The following is an 18,780-nucleotide window of genomic DNA, read 5'->3' as shown; positions in this document are numbered from 1 at the left end:
CCGGCGTTGCCGGCCCGCCGGATCAGAGCGAGACGCGCTGGTCCTGGGGCAGGAACAGCTTGTCGCCCGGTTCGACGGCGAAGGTGGTGTAGAACTCGTCGATATTGCGGACCACCTGATTGCAACGAAACTCGTTGGGCGCATGCGGATCCATGGCCAGTCGTAATTCCAGGTGCTCCTCGGTCGATTTGTCCCGCCAGATCCGGGCCCAGGACAGGAACATCGTGCGGTGGTCCGGATTGTCCTTGCCGTCGCGTTTGTCGGCTATGCCGAGGGCGGCCAGCGCGATGCCGAGACCACGCAGATCCGCGAGATTCTCCCCGACGGTGAGTGCGCCGTCGACGTGCTTGCTCGGATCCAGACCCGTCGGGACCAGTGCGTTGTATTGCTCGATGAGTTGTTTGGTCTTGACTTCGAATGCGGCTCGGTCCTCGGGCGTCCACCAGTCGCGCAGATTGCCGTCACCGTCGAAGCGCGAACCCTGATCGTCGAATCCATGTCCGATCTCGTGACCGATGATCGCCCCGATCGCGCCGTAATTGACCGCGACCGCGGCATCGGAGTCGAAGAACGGCGGCTGCAGAATGGCGGCCGGAAACGAGATCGAATTGGCCGCCGGGTCGTACATGGCGTTCACCATCTGCGGTGGCATAGCCCATTCGGATTTGTCGACCGGGTTGCCGAGCCGTGCGAGACGGCGCTCGGTCTCGAAAAGTTCGGCGGCACGGACGGATTCGATCAACTTGCCGCGGGTGATCATCAACGCCGAGTAATCGATCCACTTGTCCGGATAGCCGATCTTCGTGACGATCTTGTCGAGTTTGGCGATGGCGGCCTGTCTGGTCGGCGGCGACATCCAGGTCGAATCGGTGAAGTCGGCTCGATAGGCAGACATGAGATCGGCGACCATCGCCAAGGCGCGCTCTTTGGCCGCGGGTGGAAAATGTTTGTCCACATAGAGTTTCCCGAGCTGCTGGCTCAGATTCGCATTGACGGTGGCGATGCCGTCCTTCCACAGCTCCGGACGTTCCCGCTGACCTTGCAGCACCTTGCCGACGAAATCGAATTCGGCATCGGCAATGGCCCTGGGCAGCAGCGATGCGAAATGTTTGACTACCGCCAGGCGTAGATATTCCCGCCAAGCCGCGATATCGACCTCCGCCCACAGCTTTCCGGCCGCCGTCACGAACGACGGCTGGCCGACCACCACGCGGTCGAACAGCGCGTGCGATCGGTCGGTAGTGCCCGCCAGCCACGGCTCCCAGTCGAATTGCGGTGCGAGCGAGGTCAATTGGGTCCAGCTCATCGGGTTGTAGGTGGCATCGGGATTGCGCAGCCGGACGTCGTCCCAATAGGCGGCACCGATCCTGGTCTCCAGTTCGAATACTCGCTGGGCGGTGCCCGCCGGGTCGGGAAATCCCGCGCCCGCGGCGACGCGTTGCAGATAGGTCTGATACGCGGCACGCTGCTCGGCGTATTCGGGCTTGCGGTAATACTGCTCGCCCATATTCGGGTCGATACCGGACTGGGAGATATTCGCGACGTACTCGGCCGAGTTCTTCTGATCGACAGCGACGGACAAACCGATGAGCCCGCCGATCGGCAGCCCGCCCATCACCCTGGCCAGATCCGGTTTGGTCGCCGCGCCCTCGATCGCCGCGAACAGATCCGTCAAGGGGTTCATGCCGAGCCGCTCGATTTCGGCCAGATCGACCCGGGCGTCGTAGAGATCGCGGATCTGTTGTTCGGCGGTCCCGGCCTTCGGCTCGTGGATGCCATCGATGATCTCCCGCAGCTGCTGTTCCACCCGTTCGCCGACCTCGTCGAAGGTGCTGTAGGACGGCTTGTCCGGCGGCAGCTGGAAATCGCGCAGCCAGCCGCCGTTCACGTATCGGAACAAATCGTCCTGCGGCCGGATCGCCGGGTCCTCGCCCCGCATATCGACGCCGGTGAGCTGCACCGACTGTTCCCGACTACAGGAGACCAGCGCTGTGGTGGCCGGAATCAGCCCCAGTGCGATCAGGAAGGCGCGACGACCGAGCCGGGCAGAACGCGCAGACGAACTCAAGGAAACCCCCTATATCAGCGATGATGTGGAATGTGCGCAGTTCATCGGGTGATCTTGCTCGTCCCGAGGGTAGTGACGGGACAGCCCGCGAGCACTGATCCACGCGGGTTTCACAGCGGAAGTTCAGCCTGTGCCGGCGGGGCCCCGATTTGGGACCGACCTGGGCATTCGCCTACACTGAGCCGGTTGCCTGCGGGAGCTGTGCCCGCAATCCGGCCACGAACCCCCAGTGGTTGATCCATCCGATCGAGAAAACCGCTGGTAGGCGCGCGTTCGGGTGGTGACACGACCATGCCCGTCGGGTCGGCAATCCGGCGTGCGTATACATCCAGGTCAAGGAGGCTGAAGTGATTCAGCAGGAGTCGCGACTGCGCGTCGCCGACAACACGGGTGCGAAGGAAATCCTCTGCATCCGCGTTCTCGGTGGTTCGTCGCGTCGCTATGCCGGCATCGGCGACATCATCGTCGCCACCGTCAAGGACGCTGTCCCCGGCGGCAACGTCAAGAAGGGCGAGGTCGTCAAGGCCGTCGTCGTGCGCACCGTCAAGGAGCGTCGTCGCCCGGACGGTTCGTACATCAAGTTCGACGAGAACGCGGCCGTGCTGATCAAGGCGGACAACGACCCGCGTGGCACTCGCATCTTCGGCCCGGTCGGCCGCGAGCTGCGCGAGAAGAAGTTCATGAAGATCGTTTCCCTGGCCCCGGAGGTGCTCTGACATGAAGGTGCACAAGGGCGATACCGTGCTCGTCATCTCGGGTAAGGACAAGGGTGCCAAGGGCAAGGTCATCCAGGCCTACCCGAAGGAGAACCGGGTCCTGGTCGAGGGCGTGAACCGGATCAAGAAGCACGTTGCCAACTCCACCAACCAGCGTGGTGCCTCCTCGGGCGGCATCGTGACCCAGGAAGCTCCGATCCACGTGTCCAACGTGATGGTCGTCGACTCCGACGGCAAGCCGACCCGCGTCGGCTACCGGACGGACGAGGAGAGCGGCAAGCGGGTCCGGATCTCCCGTAAGAACGGGAAGGACATCTGACATGACCACCTCTGAGAAGATTCAGCCCCGCCTGAAGGCGCGCTACCGCGCCGAGATCAAGGACGCGCTGAACAGCGAGTTCGACTACGCCAACGTGATGCAGATTCCGGGCGTGGTCAAGGTCGTCGTGAATATGGGTGTCGGTGACGCCGCGCGCGACGCCAAGCTCATCAACGGCGCGGTCCGGGATCTGGAACTGATCACCGGTCAGAAGCCCGAGATCCGCAAGGCCACCAAGTCGATCGCGCAGTTCAAGCTGCGTGAGGGCATGCCGATCGGCGCGAAGGTGACGCTGCGCGGCGACCGCATGTGGGAGTTCCTGGACCGCCTGGTCTCCATCGCGCTGCCCCGTATCCGCGACTTCCGCGGCCTGTCGCCGAAGCAGTTCGACGGCAACGGCAACTACACGTTCGGCCTGAGCGAGCAGTCGATGTTCCACGAGATCGATGTGGACTCCATCGACCGCCCGCGCGGTATGGACATCACCGTGGTCACCACCGCGACCAACAACGAAGAAGGCCGTGCCCTGCTCAAGCACCTCGGCTTCCCGTTCAAGGAGAACTGAGCACATGGCTAAGAAAGCACTGGTCAACAAGGCCAACAGCAAGCCGAAGTTCGCCGTTCGCGCCTACACCCGCTGCCAGCGCTGCGGTCGGCCGCACGCGGTCTACCGCAAGTTCGGCCTGTGCCGCGTGTGCCTGCGCGAAATGGCGCACCGCGGCGAGTTGCCGGGTGTGCACAAGAGCTCTTGGTGAGCTTGCGCTCTCTTTGAGCGCACCAATCGAATAGCGAACGAGGGCACGGACTCCGACGAGTCCGTGCCCTTTGCTGATCGAATTTCCTTGCGTCCGATCAGAATTCGAGTTCGGACCAGGGGATGTGGATGGGGAATGGGAAGTTCGTGGTGATCGCGTCGGAGTCCTTCGGCGCCCACGAACCGGTCAGCAGGTAGTTGGCGGGGTGGAGCGGGTGTACACCGGCGGGGAGTTCACCGTGGGTGGTTTCCAACACGTAGGCGTGCACCACCGAGATCGCGCTCTTCTCACGTTCCAGGGTGACTTCCCAATACGACGGGATGCCAGCTCGCGCATAGCGAGCTTTCTTGGCTTCCATATCGGTCTGTGTGTTGGACGGAGACAGCACCTCCCCGGCAAGGAGAACGTCCCTGGCTCGGATGTCCTGGTAGGGCGCATCGAGGCACTGGTAGGCGAGGAAATCGGGTGTGACGAAGTCGGACTTGCCGGTCTCACCGAAGAACACGTTGGTTTCGAAGTCCACGCGCCAGCACTCCTGTGGCTGCTGCGTCATCCCCGCCCGCGCGCATCGCTTGAGCGCGCTGGTCAATGCAAACGTGAATGCCTGGTGCTCGGCCGGTCCGCGCCGAAGCCACACGACCCGTCCCTCCCATAGTTCGATTTGCCCAGCGATCCCCTCAGGCAACTGCTCGAGCTCCTCCCATGTCATGTACTCAGGGAGGTCGGGTCGTTCGACGCGCGGAACCGACATGGCCCAATCCTAATATCGCCCGACAACCACTCGGGGCTGTCGCATACCTTCGCTTTCGAGACGCGGCGTTTCGGGTGGCGAGTCGGTCTGCGAGGTGTGCGGAAGGTTTGCGTGACGAGGCGGACCTTTTCAGTGGGGTTGGGGCATGGCGGTGGCGATTTCGCGGCGGGAGCGGAGGTCCAGTTTCGCGAGGATATTCGAGACGTGGGATTGAATTGTGCGGCGGGACAAGAACATTTGGGCTGCGATGTCGGTGTTGGACAAGCCGTCGGCGACCTGGGTGGCGACTTTGCGTTCGGTGTCGGTGAGGGCGGCCCAGCCGGTTTTGGGGCGGTTGCGGGGGCCGCGGACGCCACGGCGGATTCCGTAGGGACGCACGCGTGCCACCGCGCGGGCGGAATCCCAGGAGGCGCCGAGGCCGGAATACAGTTCGACCGCGGCGTCCAATGCAGTGCGGGACTCGGGGATTCGGCCCGCCGCGGCGAGTAGGACGGCGGCGTTTTCGTGCGCCTGGGCCTCGAACAGCGGGCGGCCGGATTGTCGGAAGGCGTGTGCTGCCGCCAGGAGGCCGTCGGGATCGGCGTCGGCGAGGCCGCGGCACAGTTGGGCCGTCCCGGTTCGCGATGCGGTCGGCTGCCGGCTCAGGAGAAGGTCCGCGCTGGCAACCACCGACCGGGCCGCGTGCGCGTCGCCGATATCCGCGGCCAGGCGCGCGATGTCCGGGAAGATGTAATGCAATGTGGCCGAGGCCAATCCGTCGGCAAGTCGGTTGTGCGTGTCGACGAGTAGTTCCAGTGCCTGGTCGGGGCGCCCGCGCGCCTCGGCGGTCAGCGCCTTGACCCATGGCTGGAAATGCGCGTAGCCGATATTGCCCGGTCGATCGTCCGGCGCGGGCAGGCCGTCCGGATCCGGCAGGAAGGTGCCGCGGCGAATTCCGATGAGCGCCGCGACGGTGTGCGCGACGGTCGCATACCCGAGCACATCGGGGGTCTGCATGCTCGCCGCACATTCGGCCAGCGCATCGTCCCAGCGCCCGCCCACCAGATACATCCGCGCCTTGGCGACCAGGTTCGAGGACAGATAGACGCCGCGGAACCGGCGGTTGCGCCCGATGGCCGTCCGCAGAACCTCCTCGGCGTCGTCGAGCCGGTCGAGTTCGATCAAGCAGTGGGCGTAGAGCGCGTACGGATCGAATTGGTCGGATCCGGTCCCGTCTTCGAAGAGGGCCGGGATCCGAGCGCTCAGGTCCAGCGCTTCGTCGAGATGGCCCCGGGTATAGCGCACCGCGCCGACCGCCGTGAGCCCGTATCCGGTGGCCAGCGGATTCCCGATGCTCTCACCGAGCGACACGGCCAGGTGACCGGCCTGCTCGGCCGCCGCGAACCGCTCGAGGAAGAAATTGCCGAGTCCGGACATGCCCAGAAATCGGGCGGCGTTCTCCGCGTCGAGCTCCCTGGTGGACAGCACCTCCTCGGCCACCGCGACCGCATCGGCCAATCGGGCCCCGGCCTGATAGATCTGGGCGAGCAGCCAGCGCAATTCGAGGCCGTCCTCCGACTGGGTGAGCAGCGCCTCACGTACCACCGATTCCGCTTCGGCGGTGTGCCCATCCCAGAGCAGAGCGTGAATTCTCAGTCGGATCAGAATCGAACGCGTTGCCGCATCCAGATCCGGATCGGTGGCGACCTGGCTCAACAACTGTTTCGCCAGTTCGGGCGCGCGAACGATCAGCTTGTCGGCGACACCGATCAGCCAGTCGAGGCTGGTCCTGTCCAATTCGCGATCGGCGACCGACAGGTAATAGGCAACCCGTTCGATCGGCGCATCGGTCGACTGCAGTGCCTGTCCGGCTCGCAGGAGCAGATCCGACCGCAGTGAAGCAGGCAGCCGATCGGCCAGCGCGCGCCGGATCAGGTCGTGCCGAAACGTCAGCTCGGAGTCCACGCGGGTGAGCAGCCCGCTGTCCAGCGCCTCGGTGACGGCGCTCCAAGCGTCCAGAATCGGGATCTTCAGCACTACCGCCAAGTCCGCGACATCGATGGTCGGACCAAGGGCCGCGGCCATCGGCAGCACATCGCGCGTCGGACGGGACAGGAAGTCCAGCCGCTGCGTAATCGCCTCGGCCAATGACGTGGACGTGTTCGCGACAACAGGGCCCGCCGGATCGGCGGTGTCGGCGATCACCCTGATCGCCGAGTCGCGCACCAGGGCCGCCACCAATTCCGAAACATGCAGCGGATTCCCACCGGCCTCGGCCACCTTCGCCAACAACCGCGGTCCCGGTTCGGCACCGACCAGCTCACGCACCAGTTTCGCGGCGTCGGTTGCGGGCAGGGCGTCGAGCCGCAGCACCGGGGCATGCCGTGCCGTCAGTTCGGCCGACAGCGCGGCGAAGGCCGGGGCGCGCGGCAGTGGGCGGGTCGCGAGCACCAGCAGCAGGGGCAGCTCGTCGGCGAGGATGCACAGCCGGCGCAGCAGCGCCACGCTCGACCGATCCGCCCAGTGCACATCGTCCATGACCAGGGCAATCGGGCCCGCCGCGCACCAGGTATCGATCTGGTCCAGAATCGCCTCGGCAATGGCGAGTTCATGGGTCGCCGCCACATCGCCCACCCGATCCCCGCTGCGCAGCGCGTCGAGTGCGGAGGTCGTGCCCGCGTCGTCCAGCCAGGACCACACCCCGGCGAACGGCACGCCCTGCCGCGACTCGGCGGCGGCGCCGACACGGATGTGCAGGCCCGTTGCCGCCAAGGGATTTCGCGCCGCCTCCAGCAGTGCCGATTTGCCGATCCCGGGCTCGCCCTCGACCAGAACGGCGCACCCGTGACCGGCCGCCGCGCGCCGTCCGAGTGCCGCCAGACTCGCTACTTCGGCATCGCGACCAACGAAAGCGGTCGCGCGGGAATGCTGCACGCGGGTGAGTGTAAGGGGCGGACCCCGGATTTTGTCCTGGTAGGGACCTTGCCTACACTAGAGCGGTTGCTTGGGCACCTCTGTGTCCGCATGTCCTTGATGCGCTGTTGCATCGACGTGTGGACGGCCCTCGCACCGAGAGCTCATATGAGAACTCAATCCGGTCGGCAAGTGTCGGCCGGACCGCCGAATTGCTGTAGGCCCACGGCTGGCATGCCCATCGGGGTGCCGGTGTTGCATGGGAACCGCAGCGAGAAAGGTGTCAAGGTCGAACCATGACCATGACTGATCCGATCGCAGACTTCCTGACACGTCTGCGCAACGCCAACTCGGCGTACCACGATCAGGTGAAGGCTCCGCACTCGAAGCTCAAGGCGAATATCGCCGAGATCCTCAAGCGCGAGGGCTACATCGCCGACTACCGGACCGAGGATGCGACCGTGGGCAAGACCCTCGTCGTCGACCTCAAGTACGGCCCCAGCCGTGAGCGCAGCCTGCAGGGCCTGCGTCGCGTGTCGAAGCCGGGTCTGCGTGTGTACGCGAAGTCCACCAATCTGCCCAAGGTCCTGGGCGGCCTCGGCGTGGCGATCATCTCCACGTCGACCGGTCTGCTCACCGATCGTCAGGCGGCCAAGCAGGGCGTGGGCGGCGAAGTCCTCGCCTACGTCTGGTAAGGGAGGTAGGACAAATGTCGCGTATTGGTAAGAAGCCCATCGCCATTCCTGCCGGTGTCGAGGTCGCCATCGACGGCCAGAACGTGTCGGTGAAGGGTCCCAAGGGCACCCTGACCCACATCGTCGCCGAGCCGATCACCGTCACCAAGGGTGAGGACGGCCAGCTCGAGGTTGCCCGCCCGGACGACCAGCGCCAGAACCGTTCGCTGCACGGCCTGACCCGCACCCTGGTCTCGAACATGATCGAGGGCGTGACCAAGGGCTACGAGAAGAAGATGGAAATCTTCGGCGTCGGTTACCGCGTCGCGGCCAAGGGCTCCAACCTGGAGTTCGCCCTCGGCTACTCACACCCGGTGCCGATCGAGGCCCCGGAGGGCATCACCTTCGCGGTGGAATCGCCCACCAAGTTCTCGGTGTCCGGAATCGACAAGCAGAAGGTCGGCCAGATCTCCGCTGTCATCCACGGACTGCGTAAGCCCGATCCCTACAAGGGCAAGGGCATCCGCTACGCCGGCGAGGTCGTTCGCCGCAAGGTCGGAAAGACGGGTAAGTGATCATGGCGCAAACCGAAAATCAGAAGGCCAAGCGCATTCCGCGTGGCAAGGACGTGTCGACGACGCGTCGTCTGTCGAAGACCCGCCGTCACTTCCGTCTGCGCAAGAAGGTCGTCGGCACCACCGAGCGTCCGCGCCTGGTGGTCAACCGCTCCTCGCGTCACCTGCATGCGCAGCTGGTCGACGACTCGATCGGCAAGACCATTGCCGCCGCGTCGTCCATCGAGGCCGATGTGCGTGCGCTGGACGGCGACAAGTCGGCCAAGAGCAAGAAGGTCGGCGAACTGCTGGCCGAGCGCGCCAAGGCCGCGGGCATCGAGGCTGTCGTATTCGACCGTGGTGGCCACGACTACCACGGCCGCATCGCGGCGCTGGCCGATGCCGCTCGCGAAGGTGGGTTGAAGTTCTGATGACTGCAAACATTTACGGAAGGAACGTCTGATGCCGGGACGTCAGAGGCGTGACGGCGGCAGCGGACCCGCCGGACAGCAGAACGGTGCCGCCGGTGGCGGCGACAGCCGCGACAGCCGCGGCGGTGGCCGCGATCGCCGTGGCGGTGGTGACCGTCGTGACCAGCAGACCGACAAGAACCAGCTCGAGCGCGTAGTCGCGATCAACCGTGTCTCCAAGGTCGTGAAGGGTGGTCGTCGCTTCAGCTTCACCGCCCTGGTGATCGTCGGCGACGGCAACGGTCTGGTCGGCGTCGGCTACGGCAAGGCCAAGGAAGTTCCCGCGGCCATCCAGAAGGGTGTCGAGGAGGCTCGCAAGGGCTTCTTCCGCGTCCCGATGATCGGCTCGACCATCACCCACCCGGTCCAGGGTGAGGCGGCGGCCGGTGTGGTCATGTTGCGTCCGGCATCGCCCGGTACCGGTGTGATCGCCGGTGGTGCGGCTCGCGCGGTGCTGGAATGCGCTGGTATCCATGACATTCTGGCGAAGTCGCTCGGTAGCGACAACGCCATCAACGTCGTGCACGCGACCGTTGCGGCGCTCAAGATGCTGCAGCGTCCGGAAGAGGTCGCGGCTCGCCGTGGCCTGCCGCTCGAGGATGTCGCTCCGGCGGGCATGCTGCGTGCGCGCGCTCAGGCAGCGGGAGGTGCCAGGTAATGGCAGATCTCAAGGTGACCCAGATCAAGTCGTCGATCGGCGCCAAGGCGAACCAGCGGGAGAGCCTTCGTACGCTCGGCCTGCGCAAGATCCGCCAGACCGTGGTTCGGGAAGACAATCCGCAGAACCGTGGGCTGATCAACGTCGTGCGCCACCTCGTAACAGTTGAGGAGGTCTGACATGACCATCAAGTTGCATCACCTGCGTCCGGCTCCCGGCGCCAAGACCGAGAAGACCCGCGTGGGTCGCGGTGAAGGCTCCAAGGGCAAGACCGCGGGCCGCGGTACCAAGGGCACCAAGGCACGCAAGAACGTCCCGGCCGCCTTCGAGGGTGGGCAGATGCCGATTCACATGCGGCTGCCCAAGCTCAAGGGCTTCACGAACCCGTTCCGGGTGGAATACCAGGTCGTGAACGTCGGCGCGATCGCCAAGCTCTTCCCCGAGGGCGGCGCGGTCGGCAAGGCGGAGCTGGTGGCAGCCGGTGCGGTTCGCAAGAACCAGCTGGTGAAGGTTCTCGGCGATGGCGAGATCGGCGTCGCGGTCCAGGTGACCGTCGACAAGGTGACCGGCGCCGCCAAGGAGAAGATCACCGCGGCCGGTGGCACCGTCACCGAGCTGGGCTGACGGTACTCTGCAGATAGTGGCATCGGACGAGTGAAGAGCTCGACAGTGTCCGATCGGCGGCGCTCGCGTGCCCTACGTGGTTACGCGAGCTGCCGCCTCCGGGCACTGAGCTCACGCCGCCGGTGCCACTGTTAGAGTTCAATTGTTGTCTGCCAAGCCTCGTCATGGATTTTCTATATCCGTGGCATGACCATGTCGTTCGCCAGGAGGATCTGTGCTTTCCGCCTTCGTATCGGCCTTCCGGACTCCGGACTTACGGCGGAAGATTCTCTTCACGCTGGGGTTGATCGCGCTGTACCGCATGGGTGCCGCGCTGCCGTCCCCTGGTGTCGATTACAAAAGCGTGCAGGAGTGCATCGACCTGGTCTCCGGCGGTGATTCCGCCGGTATCTATCAGCTGATCAACCTGTTCTCCGGTGGTGCGCTGCTGCAGTTGTCGGTCTTCGCGATCGGCATCATGCCCTACATCACCGCGAGCATCATTATCCAGCTGCTCACCGTTGTCATCCCGCGCTTCGAAGAACTGCGTAAAGAAGGCCAGTCCGGCCAGAACAAGATGACGCAGTACACCAGGTACCTCTCGATCGCGCTGGCGATCCTGCAGGCCACCGGTCTGGTCGCGCTCGCGGCCCGCGGTCAGCTGCTGCAGGGCTGCCAGAAGGACATCCTGGCCGACACCAGCATCTTCGGCATGGTCATCATCGTGCTGGTGATGACCGCCGGTGCGGCGCTGGTCATGTGGTTCGGCGAGCAGATCACCGAGCGCGGCATCGGCAACGGCATGTCGCTGCTGATCTTCGCCGGTATCGCCGCCCGAATCCCGTCCGAGGGCAAGGCCATTCTGGACAACCGCGGCGGCCTGGTCTTCGGCTTGGTCTGCGTCGCCGCGCTGGCCATCATCACCGCGGTCATCTTCGTCGAGCAGGGCCAGCGCCGGATTCCGGTGCAGTACGCCAAGCGCGTGGTCGGCCGCAAGATGTACGGCGGATCCTCGACCTACCTGCCACTGAAGGTCAACCAAGCGGGTGTTATCCCGGTGATCTTCGCATCGTCGCTGCTGTATCTGCCGAATCTGGTTGCGCAGCTGACATCGTCGAAGAACAACCCCAACCCGAGTTGGTGGCAGGAGATCATCCAGAAATACCTGGTGAACCCGGGCAACCCGGTCTACATCGCGATCTACTTCGGTCTGATCGTGTTCTTCACCTACTTCTATGTCGCGATCACCTTCAACCCGGAGGAACGCGCTGACGAGATGAAGAAGTTCGGTGGCTTCATTCCGGGATATCGCCCCGGTAAGCCGACCGCCGACTACCTCAACTTCGTATTGGGCCGCATTACCCTCCCCGGCTCGATCTACCTCGGTCTCGTGGCCGTCCTCCCGAATCTGTTCCTCGATATCGGCGCCTCCGGTGGCAACCAGAACCTTCCGTTCGGTGGCACCGCGGTGCTGATCATGGTGAGCGTCGGCTTGGACACCGTGAAGCAGATCGAAAGCCAGCTGATGAATCGAAATTACGAAGGGTTCCTCAAGTGAGACTTGTACTGCTCGGACCGCCGGGAGCCGGCAAGGGCACCCAGGCCGATCTCCTGTCGGACAAGCTGGGTGTCCCGCACATCTCCACCGGGGACCTGTTCCGCACCAATATCTCCGCCCAGACGCCGCTGGGCCGGGAAGCGCAGAAGTACATCGACGCGGGCGATCTGGTGCCGAGCGATGTGACGAACCGCATGGTCGAGGCTCGGGTCGCCGAGCCGGATGCCGCGAATGGCTTTGTGCTGGACGGCTACCCGCGCACGGTCGATCAAGCCGATGCGCTGGAGAAGATCCTCGCGGATATGGATAAGAAGCTCGACGCGGTGCTGTGCTTCGTCGTGCCCGAGGAGACCGTGGTCAGTCGGATGATGGCGCGTGGTCGCGCCGACGACAACGAGGACGTGATCCGCAACCGGCTTCGGGTGTACCGCGAGGAGACCGAGCCGCTGCTCGAGCACTACGACGGTCTTGTCGTCTCGGTCGACGGTGTCGGTGAGATCGACGAGGTCAATGCACGCGCGCTGCGCGCACTGGGACACTGAGGCCGGATGGTCTTCAACCGCAAGAAGAAGGTCGTGCCGTTCCGGACGGCAAGCGAGCTGGATGCGATGGCGGCGGCCGGTGCGATTGTCGGCCGCGCCCTCGTCGCGGTGCGCGCGGCGGCCAAGCCCGGTGTTTCCACCCTGGAGTTGGATGAGATCGCCGAACAGGTGATCCGCGATGCCGGCGCCGTGCCGTCGTTCAAGGGATATCACGGCTTTCCGGGTTCGATCTGCGCGTCGGTCAACGACCGTGTGGTGCACGGGATTCCGACATCGTCGGAGATCCTGGTCGAAGGTGATCTGGTCTCGATCGACTGTGGCGCGATTCTCGAAGGCTGGCACGGTGATTCGGCCTGGACGTTCGGCGTCGGTCCGATCATCGAGGCCGATCAACTGCTCAGCGATGCCACCAAGATGTCGATGGAGGCGGGTATCGCGGCCATGCTGCCCGGTAACCGGCTGACTGATGTCTCGCATGCCATCGAATTGGGCACGCGCGCGGCCGAAAAGGAACACGGCCGGTCCTACGGCATCGTCGACGGTTACGGTGGGCACGCCATCGGGCGGGAGATGCATATGGACCCGTTCCTGGCCAATGAGGGTGCGCCGGGCAAGGGGCCGAAACTGGTGGTGGGATCGGTGCTCGCGATCGAGCCGATGTTGACGTTGGGCACGACGCAGACGAAGGTGCTCGACGATGACTGGACCGTGGTGACGCTGGACGGTAGCCGGGCCGCGCACTGGGAACATTCGGTTGCGGTGACCGAGGATGGGCCGCGGATTCTGACGGTGCGGCCTGAATAGGTACACCGTGCCGTGTGCAGTGGTCGGCCACGCTATCCGACTCCAGGTTCGGTGACGTCGCGCGGCGAGGAGCCGAGCCGCACCGACGCCCGCAGGTCGTAAATGTCTGGTACTCAGCGGCTTCGGACACAATGCGTCCGCCGTTTGCCCTGACGTTACCCAGCTCGCGCTGGATCGGTGACGTCGTTCCTTGCACCCGCGCTCGTGCGTCTTACCGCACCTCGGGGGTCATCCAGGGGATCGACCGCAACCACAGTGGCGATGATTTCTCCTCCGATTCGTACCGAACTGCAACGATGGAAGAAGCGTATGGCCGGGGGAGGGGTGCTCACCCGAGTAGATCGCTACTCGAATTCCGTTGTGGCATTGCGTAGTTCTGCGGGGAACCGTGGTCGGCCGATGGGCGTTGTCGGCCCTGCGATGCGGTCTCCGCACAGTTCAGGGGCCGTGCTGCGGGGTGTGCGGCACTATGCGTAGGTAGCGGCTTCCGCTAGACGGTCGAGCGGCTCAATTCGGCTGCGGTGTCGGGCCATCCGCGAGACGGTGTACGGCGCGGACGATCTCGGTGCGGATGGGGAGATCGAATTCGCCCGTCGCGGTCTCGGGCCTGGAGCGCAGGTAGTCGGAGATCCGTTCGAGCAGTTCGCCGCGTGCCTGTGCGGGGATGACCAGCGTGTGCGAATGCGTGCCGATGGTCGCGGTGAGGGATTCGGCGGTCCGGCGCTGACGGTGCGGAAAGTCGGCTCGCTCGAAGTTCTCGAACAGTGGATGTGCGGGCAGCGGTGCGGGCTGCGGCCGCGGGGGTGGGAAGGACGCGGCCGTGCGCGCTACCTTCTGTAACCCCGCGACCCATTCGACACCGAGGTCGTCCTCATTCCACAGGGCGGCGAAGACGCCGCCGCCGCGCAATACCCGCGCGATCTCCGGAAATGCCCGCGCCTGATCGAACCAGTGGAATGCCTGTCCGACCAGCACGGCATCCACCGAGTCATCGGCCAATGGGATCGCCTCTGCCGCACCGGCGGATGCGGTCACCGCGGGAAATCTGCGGACCAGTTCGGCGCGCATCGCGGCATCGGGTTCGACGGCGATGACGTCCGCGCCGACCGCGAGTAATCCCTCGGTGAGTTTGCCGGTGCCTGCGCCCAGATCGAGGACGACCGGTGCGGCCGACGCACCAACCGGTTCCAGTGCCCACCGAATGCCCGTGGCGGGATAGTCGGGGCGATGCTCGGCGTATGCCGCGGCATGCGCGCCGAACGAGGCGGCACGCGCGGCGCGGAGTTGGGTCGGATTCGTTGTTTCGTCAGTGGATTGCCCGAAGTCCCGCACCTGACGACGGTACCGCGCCCGTCCGCGCCGACGCAGGCCGATCACCATTCACCAGGGCCACTCCAAGTTCGGGCCGCGCGGCATACTCGAACAGTTCATGCTCTGGCGTGACCTGCCCGACGACGGCCGTTACGCATTCGTGCTCGATCACGCCCCCGCGGCCGATGGCGTCCGGGCCGAGCAACTCGCCACGATGCTGGAAACCGCGATCGAGGCTGTGCTCGATCGCACCGAAACCCATTGGGAAGTATCCGGTTAACTGCCGTTGCCGCGGAAGAACAGGACGTTGTCGCCGTAGTCGGCGAGCGGAATGGCCAGTGCCGCTTGCCGGATGCCGCTGGCGGGCAGGTGGGTGAGTTTCGCGAACATATCGGTATTACCGAAGGCGGCCCGGACCTGCGTTTCGGACGCGTAGTCCGCGCCGTAGTCGGCCAGGGCCGCGAAGTCCAACGGCGCCAATGGCGTATCGAGCGGGGCTTGCCCGCTCGGGCGACCCAGCGCGGCGTATTGGGTGGCCACACCGTCGTCGTATCGGCACAGTTCGTAGGACATCTTCTCGTTCGCGGTAACGCTGAACACCGACCAACGCGTGGAAAGGTGTCGTGCCAGTGGGTGTTTGCCGACCGAGGCGATCTCCCACTTCAGGCTCATGACGACAACCGAACCGCCGTACGGCTGTTCGATCAGCACCACATCGTCGCCGAGGGAATCGGCCGAATTCAATTCGGGATCGAAGGTATGCCAGTGCGTTTCGTGTGCGCCGCGCACGGCCGAGCGGTCGACCTGGCGGGCGTTGTCGGCGGCGTAGGCCGCGATGATCGCGGCGCGGACCTGGGCGACGGCGTCGCGTGCGCTGCAGCGGACACTCAACGCACCGAAGGTCGCACCGATTTCCACCGGTCGGGACGGGGGATCGGGTAGGGCACCCGCGGCGAGCGGCTTCAAGCCGACCAGTGCGAGCTTCCAGTTGATCTCCTCGATCGTGGCGAGATCGCCGGAGGTTTGGTACAGAATCTGCTGCTGGGTCAGATGTCCCGCGCGCTGCAAGGTCCGGGCTTCGAGTTTGGTGAGCGCGGTGAAGGTCTTATTCGTGAGATCGATATCCTCGATCCGGGTTTCGCGCAGCCGTGCCGTCATCTCCGGTGAGGTCAGCGCGGCATACCGCTCCCGGTACATCGCGACGGCCTGTTTGCGCTGGCGGCCGACCATGAGGGTGCGCAGCAGCATATTCAGGCTGGCGAGGTACTTTCCGGCTTGATCCGGATTCGCCGCGAACAGCGCGCTGCGGATGCGCACCGCATCCTCGCTGGCGGCGACGGCGGCCTTGGGGTCGAGGCGACACAGCCACACTCCGCACTTCGACAGCCCGTCCGCGCAGACCGCGGCCACCTGCGGATGTGTTCGCGACACCTGGCGATAGGTGTGGCAGGCATTGCGAATGGTGCTCGCCGCGAGCTCCCGGTGACCGATGTGCCGGGTCGCCTGCTCGAAGACGCGCAGCGCATCCTGGACTTCGCCCGCGAATTCGGCCGTGACGCGACCGGCGGCGAGCCAGTGCAGCCGGATACCGACGGACTCCTGCGACGGCGCCAGCGCCTCGGCCGTCCGGTTCCGGCCAGGGCCGTTCTTGGTGGCGGCCAGGGCCTTGGCGAGGTCGCACAGCGACGTAGCCAAACGCAATTCGTTCTCGACCGTCCGGTCGATGGCTGCCCGACGATCCTCGGCTACCCGACGCTCGAGTGCACTCAGATCCATGGCGACCTCAACTCCCGCTTCACCTTCCGCGCGTCACGGTCGTCGAGCGGCCGCATTCTGCTCGACCGAGTTTGCCATAGAAATGGCCGGAATGAGCAGGCAATCCACCGGCGACCGCTGCCGCCACGATCGACCTGTTGACAGTCGTGCCGACCGAGCTCCCGGACGCCGTCGCGGTTTCGCGTGCTTCGCGGGTGTCGGCGCGCAGATCAGCGGTGCGCGAAGCTGTCAGGGGTGGTTGCGCTCGGGTGGATGCCTTCAGCCCTCGAGCAGCAATGTCACCGGACCGTCGTTGACCAGTTCGACCTGCATATGCGCGCCGAACTGTCCGGTGGCGACGGTAGCGCCGAGCTCGCGCAGCGCCCGCGCGAAGGTCTCGACCAGTGGTTCGGCGACGGGGCCGGGTGCGGCGGCGGACCAGGACGGCCGCCGCCCCTTGGCGGTATCGGCGTAGAGGGTGAACTGGCTGACCACGAGAATGGGCGCATGCAGATCCGCGGCGGCACGTTCCCCCTCGAGAATGCGCAACCGCCACACCTTGTCCGCCAGGGCCTGCGCGGTGGCTTCGGTGTCGTCATGCGTCACGCCGACCAGGGTGACCAGGCCCTGCGGATTCGGTTCGATCCGGCCGACGGTCCGTCCGTCGACGGTCACTTGCGCGGCGGATACGCGCTGCACCAGAACTCGCATGCGTCGATCCTCGCACCCGGGTGATCGCGGATCCCGGGTGCACCGGTAGGACCGGCCTCAGTTCTCGTCGGGGTCGTCTGTCGTCTCGACTTCGTCGATCCGGAGTGCCTCTTCGGTATGCGATGACGCCAGGTCGCGCAGGGTCGCCGGGTCGATCGCGAGGTTATCGCGCTCGGATACGAGATCCATCGACGGCATCGGCGTATCACGCACTGCCAGAAAGGTATCGAGGAGTGCGAGTGCGTCGGGCGAGAGATCGGAACCGGCGGAGGACAGTTCGTCCTGCAGGATTTCCAGCCCGGAGGCCGCCTCGATGCCTGGCGAGGTGGGATCGACCGGCCGCCATCGCACCGCGACCGTCCACGACGGGTCGTTGCAGGCCCACGCCCAGATGACATCGCGAACGATCTTGTGTCGCAAGGTGTATACGCGAAAATGTTCCGACGCGGATCCGGCCTGGTGCTCGATTTCGTAGACCCACTCGTGGCGGCGGGTTTGGATGTAGGTGCCGTCCGCGCGTGCGACGACCAGGAACGGGTCGTCCGGGTCGGCGGCGGCGACCACGAAGTCCTCGAGCAATGCGGGCGTGAGGTAGGGCAGTGACCGACCGTCACCGACGGTCACGCGGACCTCGACGTGCCCGCGGGGGTCGTAGAGGTGCCCGGTCTCGACGTCGAGCACGGCGAGGTCGCGGTTCTTGGTGAGCTTCAGTACCGCGAGCAGATGGTGGGCCCGGTTCGGTCCCCACGTGCGCAGTACCGCGCCACGGGAATCCGTGACGGCCGCAATGAATCCGACGGCGCCGCCGTTGCGGTTGATTTCGTCGACGAGGTCGTCGACGGCGGGTGGGGTCGCACTGTGGTCCGGGGCAGTGCACATCCGCTCGTACTGTTCCAGCGCGTCGAGCGCGGTATCGACCTCGTCGGCGGGCAGCACGGCGAACTCGCGGGTCACCGCCAGGCTGGTCAGTAGTGCCTCGAGTTCCGGGGTCGGGCGCACCTCGACATTGTGATCGGGATCGCGCTCGGTAATGGCGGCCAGGCCGATCTCCCCGTCCCGCCACCAGTAGACCGCCGGGCTGATGGGTCGCGGTTCGCTGCGATAGGTGTTGGCGGCCACCTTGCCGAGCAGGATGAGCGCCGTCAGCGCATTCGGCCCGACAATCGGATGTGCGTAGATGTTGCCCTCGTGCGAAATGACGAAAAGCGCTCCATACGTGCCGATTATCGGATACTCGCCGAGCCACTTCGAGTGCGCACTCGCGGAGTCCGCGCCACTCAGAATGGCGAAGTGCGCATCGTTGTAGTTCCGCCATTCGATCTCGAGGCGACCGGCGGCGCGGGTGTTCGCCTCGGCCAGTTCGAAGAGTTCGGTGGTATCGATCTGCCACTGGTCGAGCCGGTCGGGAGTGACGGCCTCGGCGGTGCGAAGTTGCTCGATCACCACTACCTGAATAATTCCCGGCGCGACGTAACGCCCCACTGTGTCGATACCTGTGATGGTGTCTGTCGACGCGAACCGCGTCCGGAGGAGTCCGCGCACCGTAGCGAAATCGTCAGGCAGGTCGGCCACGACATTCTCCTGAAATCGGCATCGCACCAAGACTAGGCGAACCGAGCCGCACCGCTTGTTGCCGGTC

At 65.3% G+C, this 18,780-nt stretch carries 21 protein-coding genes; 14 read left to right on the top strand and 7 right to left on the bottom strand.

What is annotated here, in order from left to right:
• Positions 1–22: 22 nt before the first annotated feature.
• Positions 23–2,068: a M13 family metallopeptidase gene (locus AB0L58_RS28255; protein ID WP_364390979.1), complete on the bottom strand. Its 2,046-nt coding sequence runs from the start codon at positions 2,066–2,068 to the stop codon at positions 23–25.
• Positions 2,069–2,415: 347 nt separating this feature from the next.
• Between AB0L58_RS28255 and rplN the strand changes: the two genes are divergently transcribed.
• Genes rplN through AB0L58_RS28235 form a run of 4 tightly spaced genes read left to right on the top strand, consistent with a single transcriptional unit; the run spans position 2,416 to position 3,858 of the window.
• On the top strand, positions 2,416–2,784 hold the full coding sequence (gene rplN, locus AB0L58_RS28250) for a 50S ribosomal protein L14 (protein ID WP_040686591.1): 369 nt from the start codon (positions 2,416–2,418) through the stop codon (positions 2,782–2,784).
• A gap of 1 nt (position 2,785) precedes the next feature.
• On the top strand, positions 2,786–3,103 hold the full coding sequence (rplX, locus tag AB0L58_RS28245; protein ID WP_062983172.1) for a 50S ribosomal protein L24: 318 nt from the start codon (positions 2,786–2,788) through the stop codon (positions 3,101–3,103).
• A 1-nt stretch (position 3,104) separates the two neighbouring features.
• Positions 3,105–3,668, top strand: a complete 564-nt coding sequence (gene rplE / locus AB0L58_RS28240; RefSeq protein ID WP_364390977.1) for a 50S ribosomal protein L5 — start codon at positions 3,105–3,107, stop codon at positions 3,666–3,668.
• A 4-nt stretch (positions 3,669–3,672) separates the two neighbouring features.
• On the top strand, positions 3,673–3,858 hold the full coding sequence (locus AB0L58_RS28235; protein ID WP_062983162.1) for a type Z 30S ribosomal protein S14: 186 nt from the start codon (positions 3,673–3,675) through the stop codon (positions 3,856–3,858).
• Positions 3,859–3,955: 97 nt separating this feature from the next.
• On the opposite strand, the gene AB0L58_RS28230 is transcribed toward AB0L58_RS28235, so the two are convergent.
• Positions 3,956–4,609: a Uma2 family endonuclease gene (locus tag AB0L58_RS28230; RefSeq protein WP_364390974.1), complete on the bottom strand. Its 654-nt coding sequence runs from the start codon at positions 4,607–4,609 to the stop codon at positions 3,956–3,958.
• Between the two features lie 129 nt (positions 4,610–4,738).
• Positions 4,739–7,522, bottom strand: a complete 2,784-nt coding sequence (locus tag AB0L58_RS28225; RefSeq protein ID WP_364390972.1) for an AAA family ATPase — start codon at positions 7,520–7,522, stop codon at positions 4,739–4,741.
• Between the two features lie 275 nt (positions 7,523–7,797).
• Here AB0L58_RS28225 and rpsH point away from each other — a divergent pair, with 275 nt between their 5' ends.
• The 9 genes from rpsH (at position 7,798) to map (ending at position 13,364) form a co-directional block, all read left to right on the top strand.
• On the top strand, positions 7,798–8,196 hold the full coding sequence (rpsH, locus tag AB0L58_RS28220; protein WP_062983150.1) for a 30S ribosomal protein S8: 399 nt from the start codon (positions 7,798–7,800) through the stop codon (positions 8,194–8,196).
• Between the two features lie 14 nt (positions 8,197–8,210).
• A complete protein-coding gene (gene rplF / locus AB0L58_RS28215; RefSeq protein ID WP_364390969.1) occupies positions 8,211–8,750 on the top strand; it encodes a 50S ribosomal protein L6 in 540 nt (179 codons plus the stop codon).
• Positions 8,751–8,752: 2 nt separating this feature from the next.
• The gene (gene rplR, locus AB0L58_RS28210; RefSeq protein ID WP_364390967.1) at positions 8,753–9,160 is read left to right on the top strand and encodes a 50S ribosomal protein L18; all 408 of its coding nucleotides are present in this window, start codon (positions 8,753–8,755) and stop codon (positions 9,158–9,160) included.
• A 31-nt stretch (positions 9,161–9,191) separates the two neighbouring features.
• Complete coding sequence (gene rpsE / locus AB0L58_RS28205; protein WP_364390965.1) at positions 9,192–9,857, top strand: 30S ribosomal protein S5; 666 nt, start codon at positions 9,192–9,194, stop codon at positions 9,855–9,857.
• Positions 9,857–10,036, top strand: a complete 180-nt coding sequence (gene rpmD, locus AB0L58_RS28200) for a 50S ribosomal protein L30 (RefSeq protein ID WP_062983142.1) — start codon at positions 9,857–9,859, stop codon at positions 10,034–10,036. The genes rpsE and rpmD overlap by 1 nt, the downstream gene beginning before the upstream one ends.
• 1 nt (position 10,037) lies before the next feature.
• The gene (gene rplO / locus AB0L58_RS28195; protein WP_364390963.1) at positions 10,038–10,481 is read left to right on the top strand and encodes a 50S ribosomal protein L15; all 444 of its coding nucleotides are present in this window, start codon (positions 10,038–10,040) and stop codon (positions 10,479–10,481) included.
• Positions 10,482–10,695: 214 nt separating this feature from the next.
• Complete coding sequence (gene secY, locus AB0L58_RS28190) at positions 10,696–12,018, top strand: preprotein translocase subunit SecY (RefSeq protein ID WP_364390961.1); 1,323 nt, start codon at positions 10,696–10,698, stop codon at positions 12,016–12,018.
• On the top strand, positions 12,015–12,560 hold the full coding sequence (locus AB0L58_RS28185; RefSeq protein ID WP_364390958.1) for an adenylate kinase: 546 nt from the start codon (positions 12,015–12,017) through the stop codon (positions 12,558–12,560). Before secY ends, AB0L58_RS28185 begins: the two co-directional genes overlap by 4 nt.
• Before the next feature lie 6 nt (positions 12,561–12,566).
• Positions 12,567–13,364: a type I methionyl aminopeptidase gene (gene map / locus AB0L58_RS28180; RefSeq protein WP_364390955.1), complete on the top strand. Its 798-nt coding sequence runs from the start codon at positions 12,567–12,569 to the stop codon at positions 13,362–13,364.
• Positions 13,365–13,871: 507 nt separating this feature from the next.
• Here map and AB0L58_RS28175 read toward each other — a convergent pair.
• Complete coding sequence (locus tag AB0L58_RS28175; protein WP_364390953.1) at positions 13,872–14,696, bottom strand: class I SAM-dependent methyltransferase; 825 nt, start codon at positions 14,694–14,696, stop codon at positions 13,872–13,874.
• 97 nt (positions 14,697–14,793) lie between these two features.
• Between AB0L58_RS28175 and AB0L58_RS28170 the strand changes: the two genes are divergently transcribed.
• Positions 14,794–14,955: a hypothetical protein gene (locus tag AB0L58_RS28170; RefSeq protein ID WP_364390951.1), complete on the top strand. Its 162-nt coding sequence runs from the start codon at positions 14,794–14,796 to the stop codon at positions 14,953–14,955.
• Here AB0L58_RS28170 and AB0L58_RS28165 read toward each other — a convergent pair.
• From AB0L58_RS28165 to AB0L58_RS28155, 3 genes are all read right to left on the bottom strand, one after another.
• On the bottom strand, positions 14,952–16,451 hold the full coding sequence (locus tag AB0L58_RS28165) for a hypothetical protein (protein WP_364390949.1): 1,500 nt from the start codon (positions 16,449–16,451) through the stop codon (positions 14,952–14,954). The genes AB0L58_RS28170 and AB0L58_RS28165 overlap by 4 nt on opposite strands.
• A 258-nt stretch (positions 16,452–16,709) precedes the next feature.
• Positions 16,710–17,141 carry a D-aminoacyl-tRNA deacylase gene (gene dtd, locus AB0L58_RS28160; RefSeq protein ID WP_364390947.1) on the bottom strand — a complete coding sequence of 144 codons (432 nt, stop codon included), beginning with the start codon at positions 17,139–17,141 and terminating at the stop codon, positions 16,710–16,712.
• Between the two features lie 57 nt (positions 17,142–17,198).
• Positions 17,199–18,713, bottom strand: a complete 1,515-nt coding sequence (locus AB0L58_RS28155; protein WP_364390945.1) for a hypothetical protein — start codon at positions 18,711–18,713, stop codon at positions 17,199–17,201.
• Positions 18,714–18,780 lie beyond the last annotated feature (67 nt).

Origin of the sequence: Nocardia sp. NPDC052112 (assembly GCF_040680135.1) — a bacterium.
Classification (GTDB): domain Bacteria; phylum Actinomycetota; class Actinomycetes; order Mycobacteriales; family Mycobacteriaceae; genus Nocardia.
This window is presented reverse-complemented; position numbering and strand designations above follow the sequence as displayed.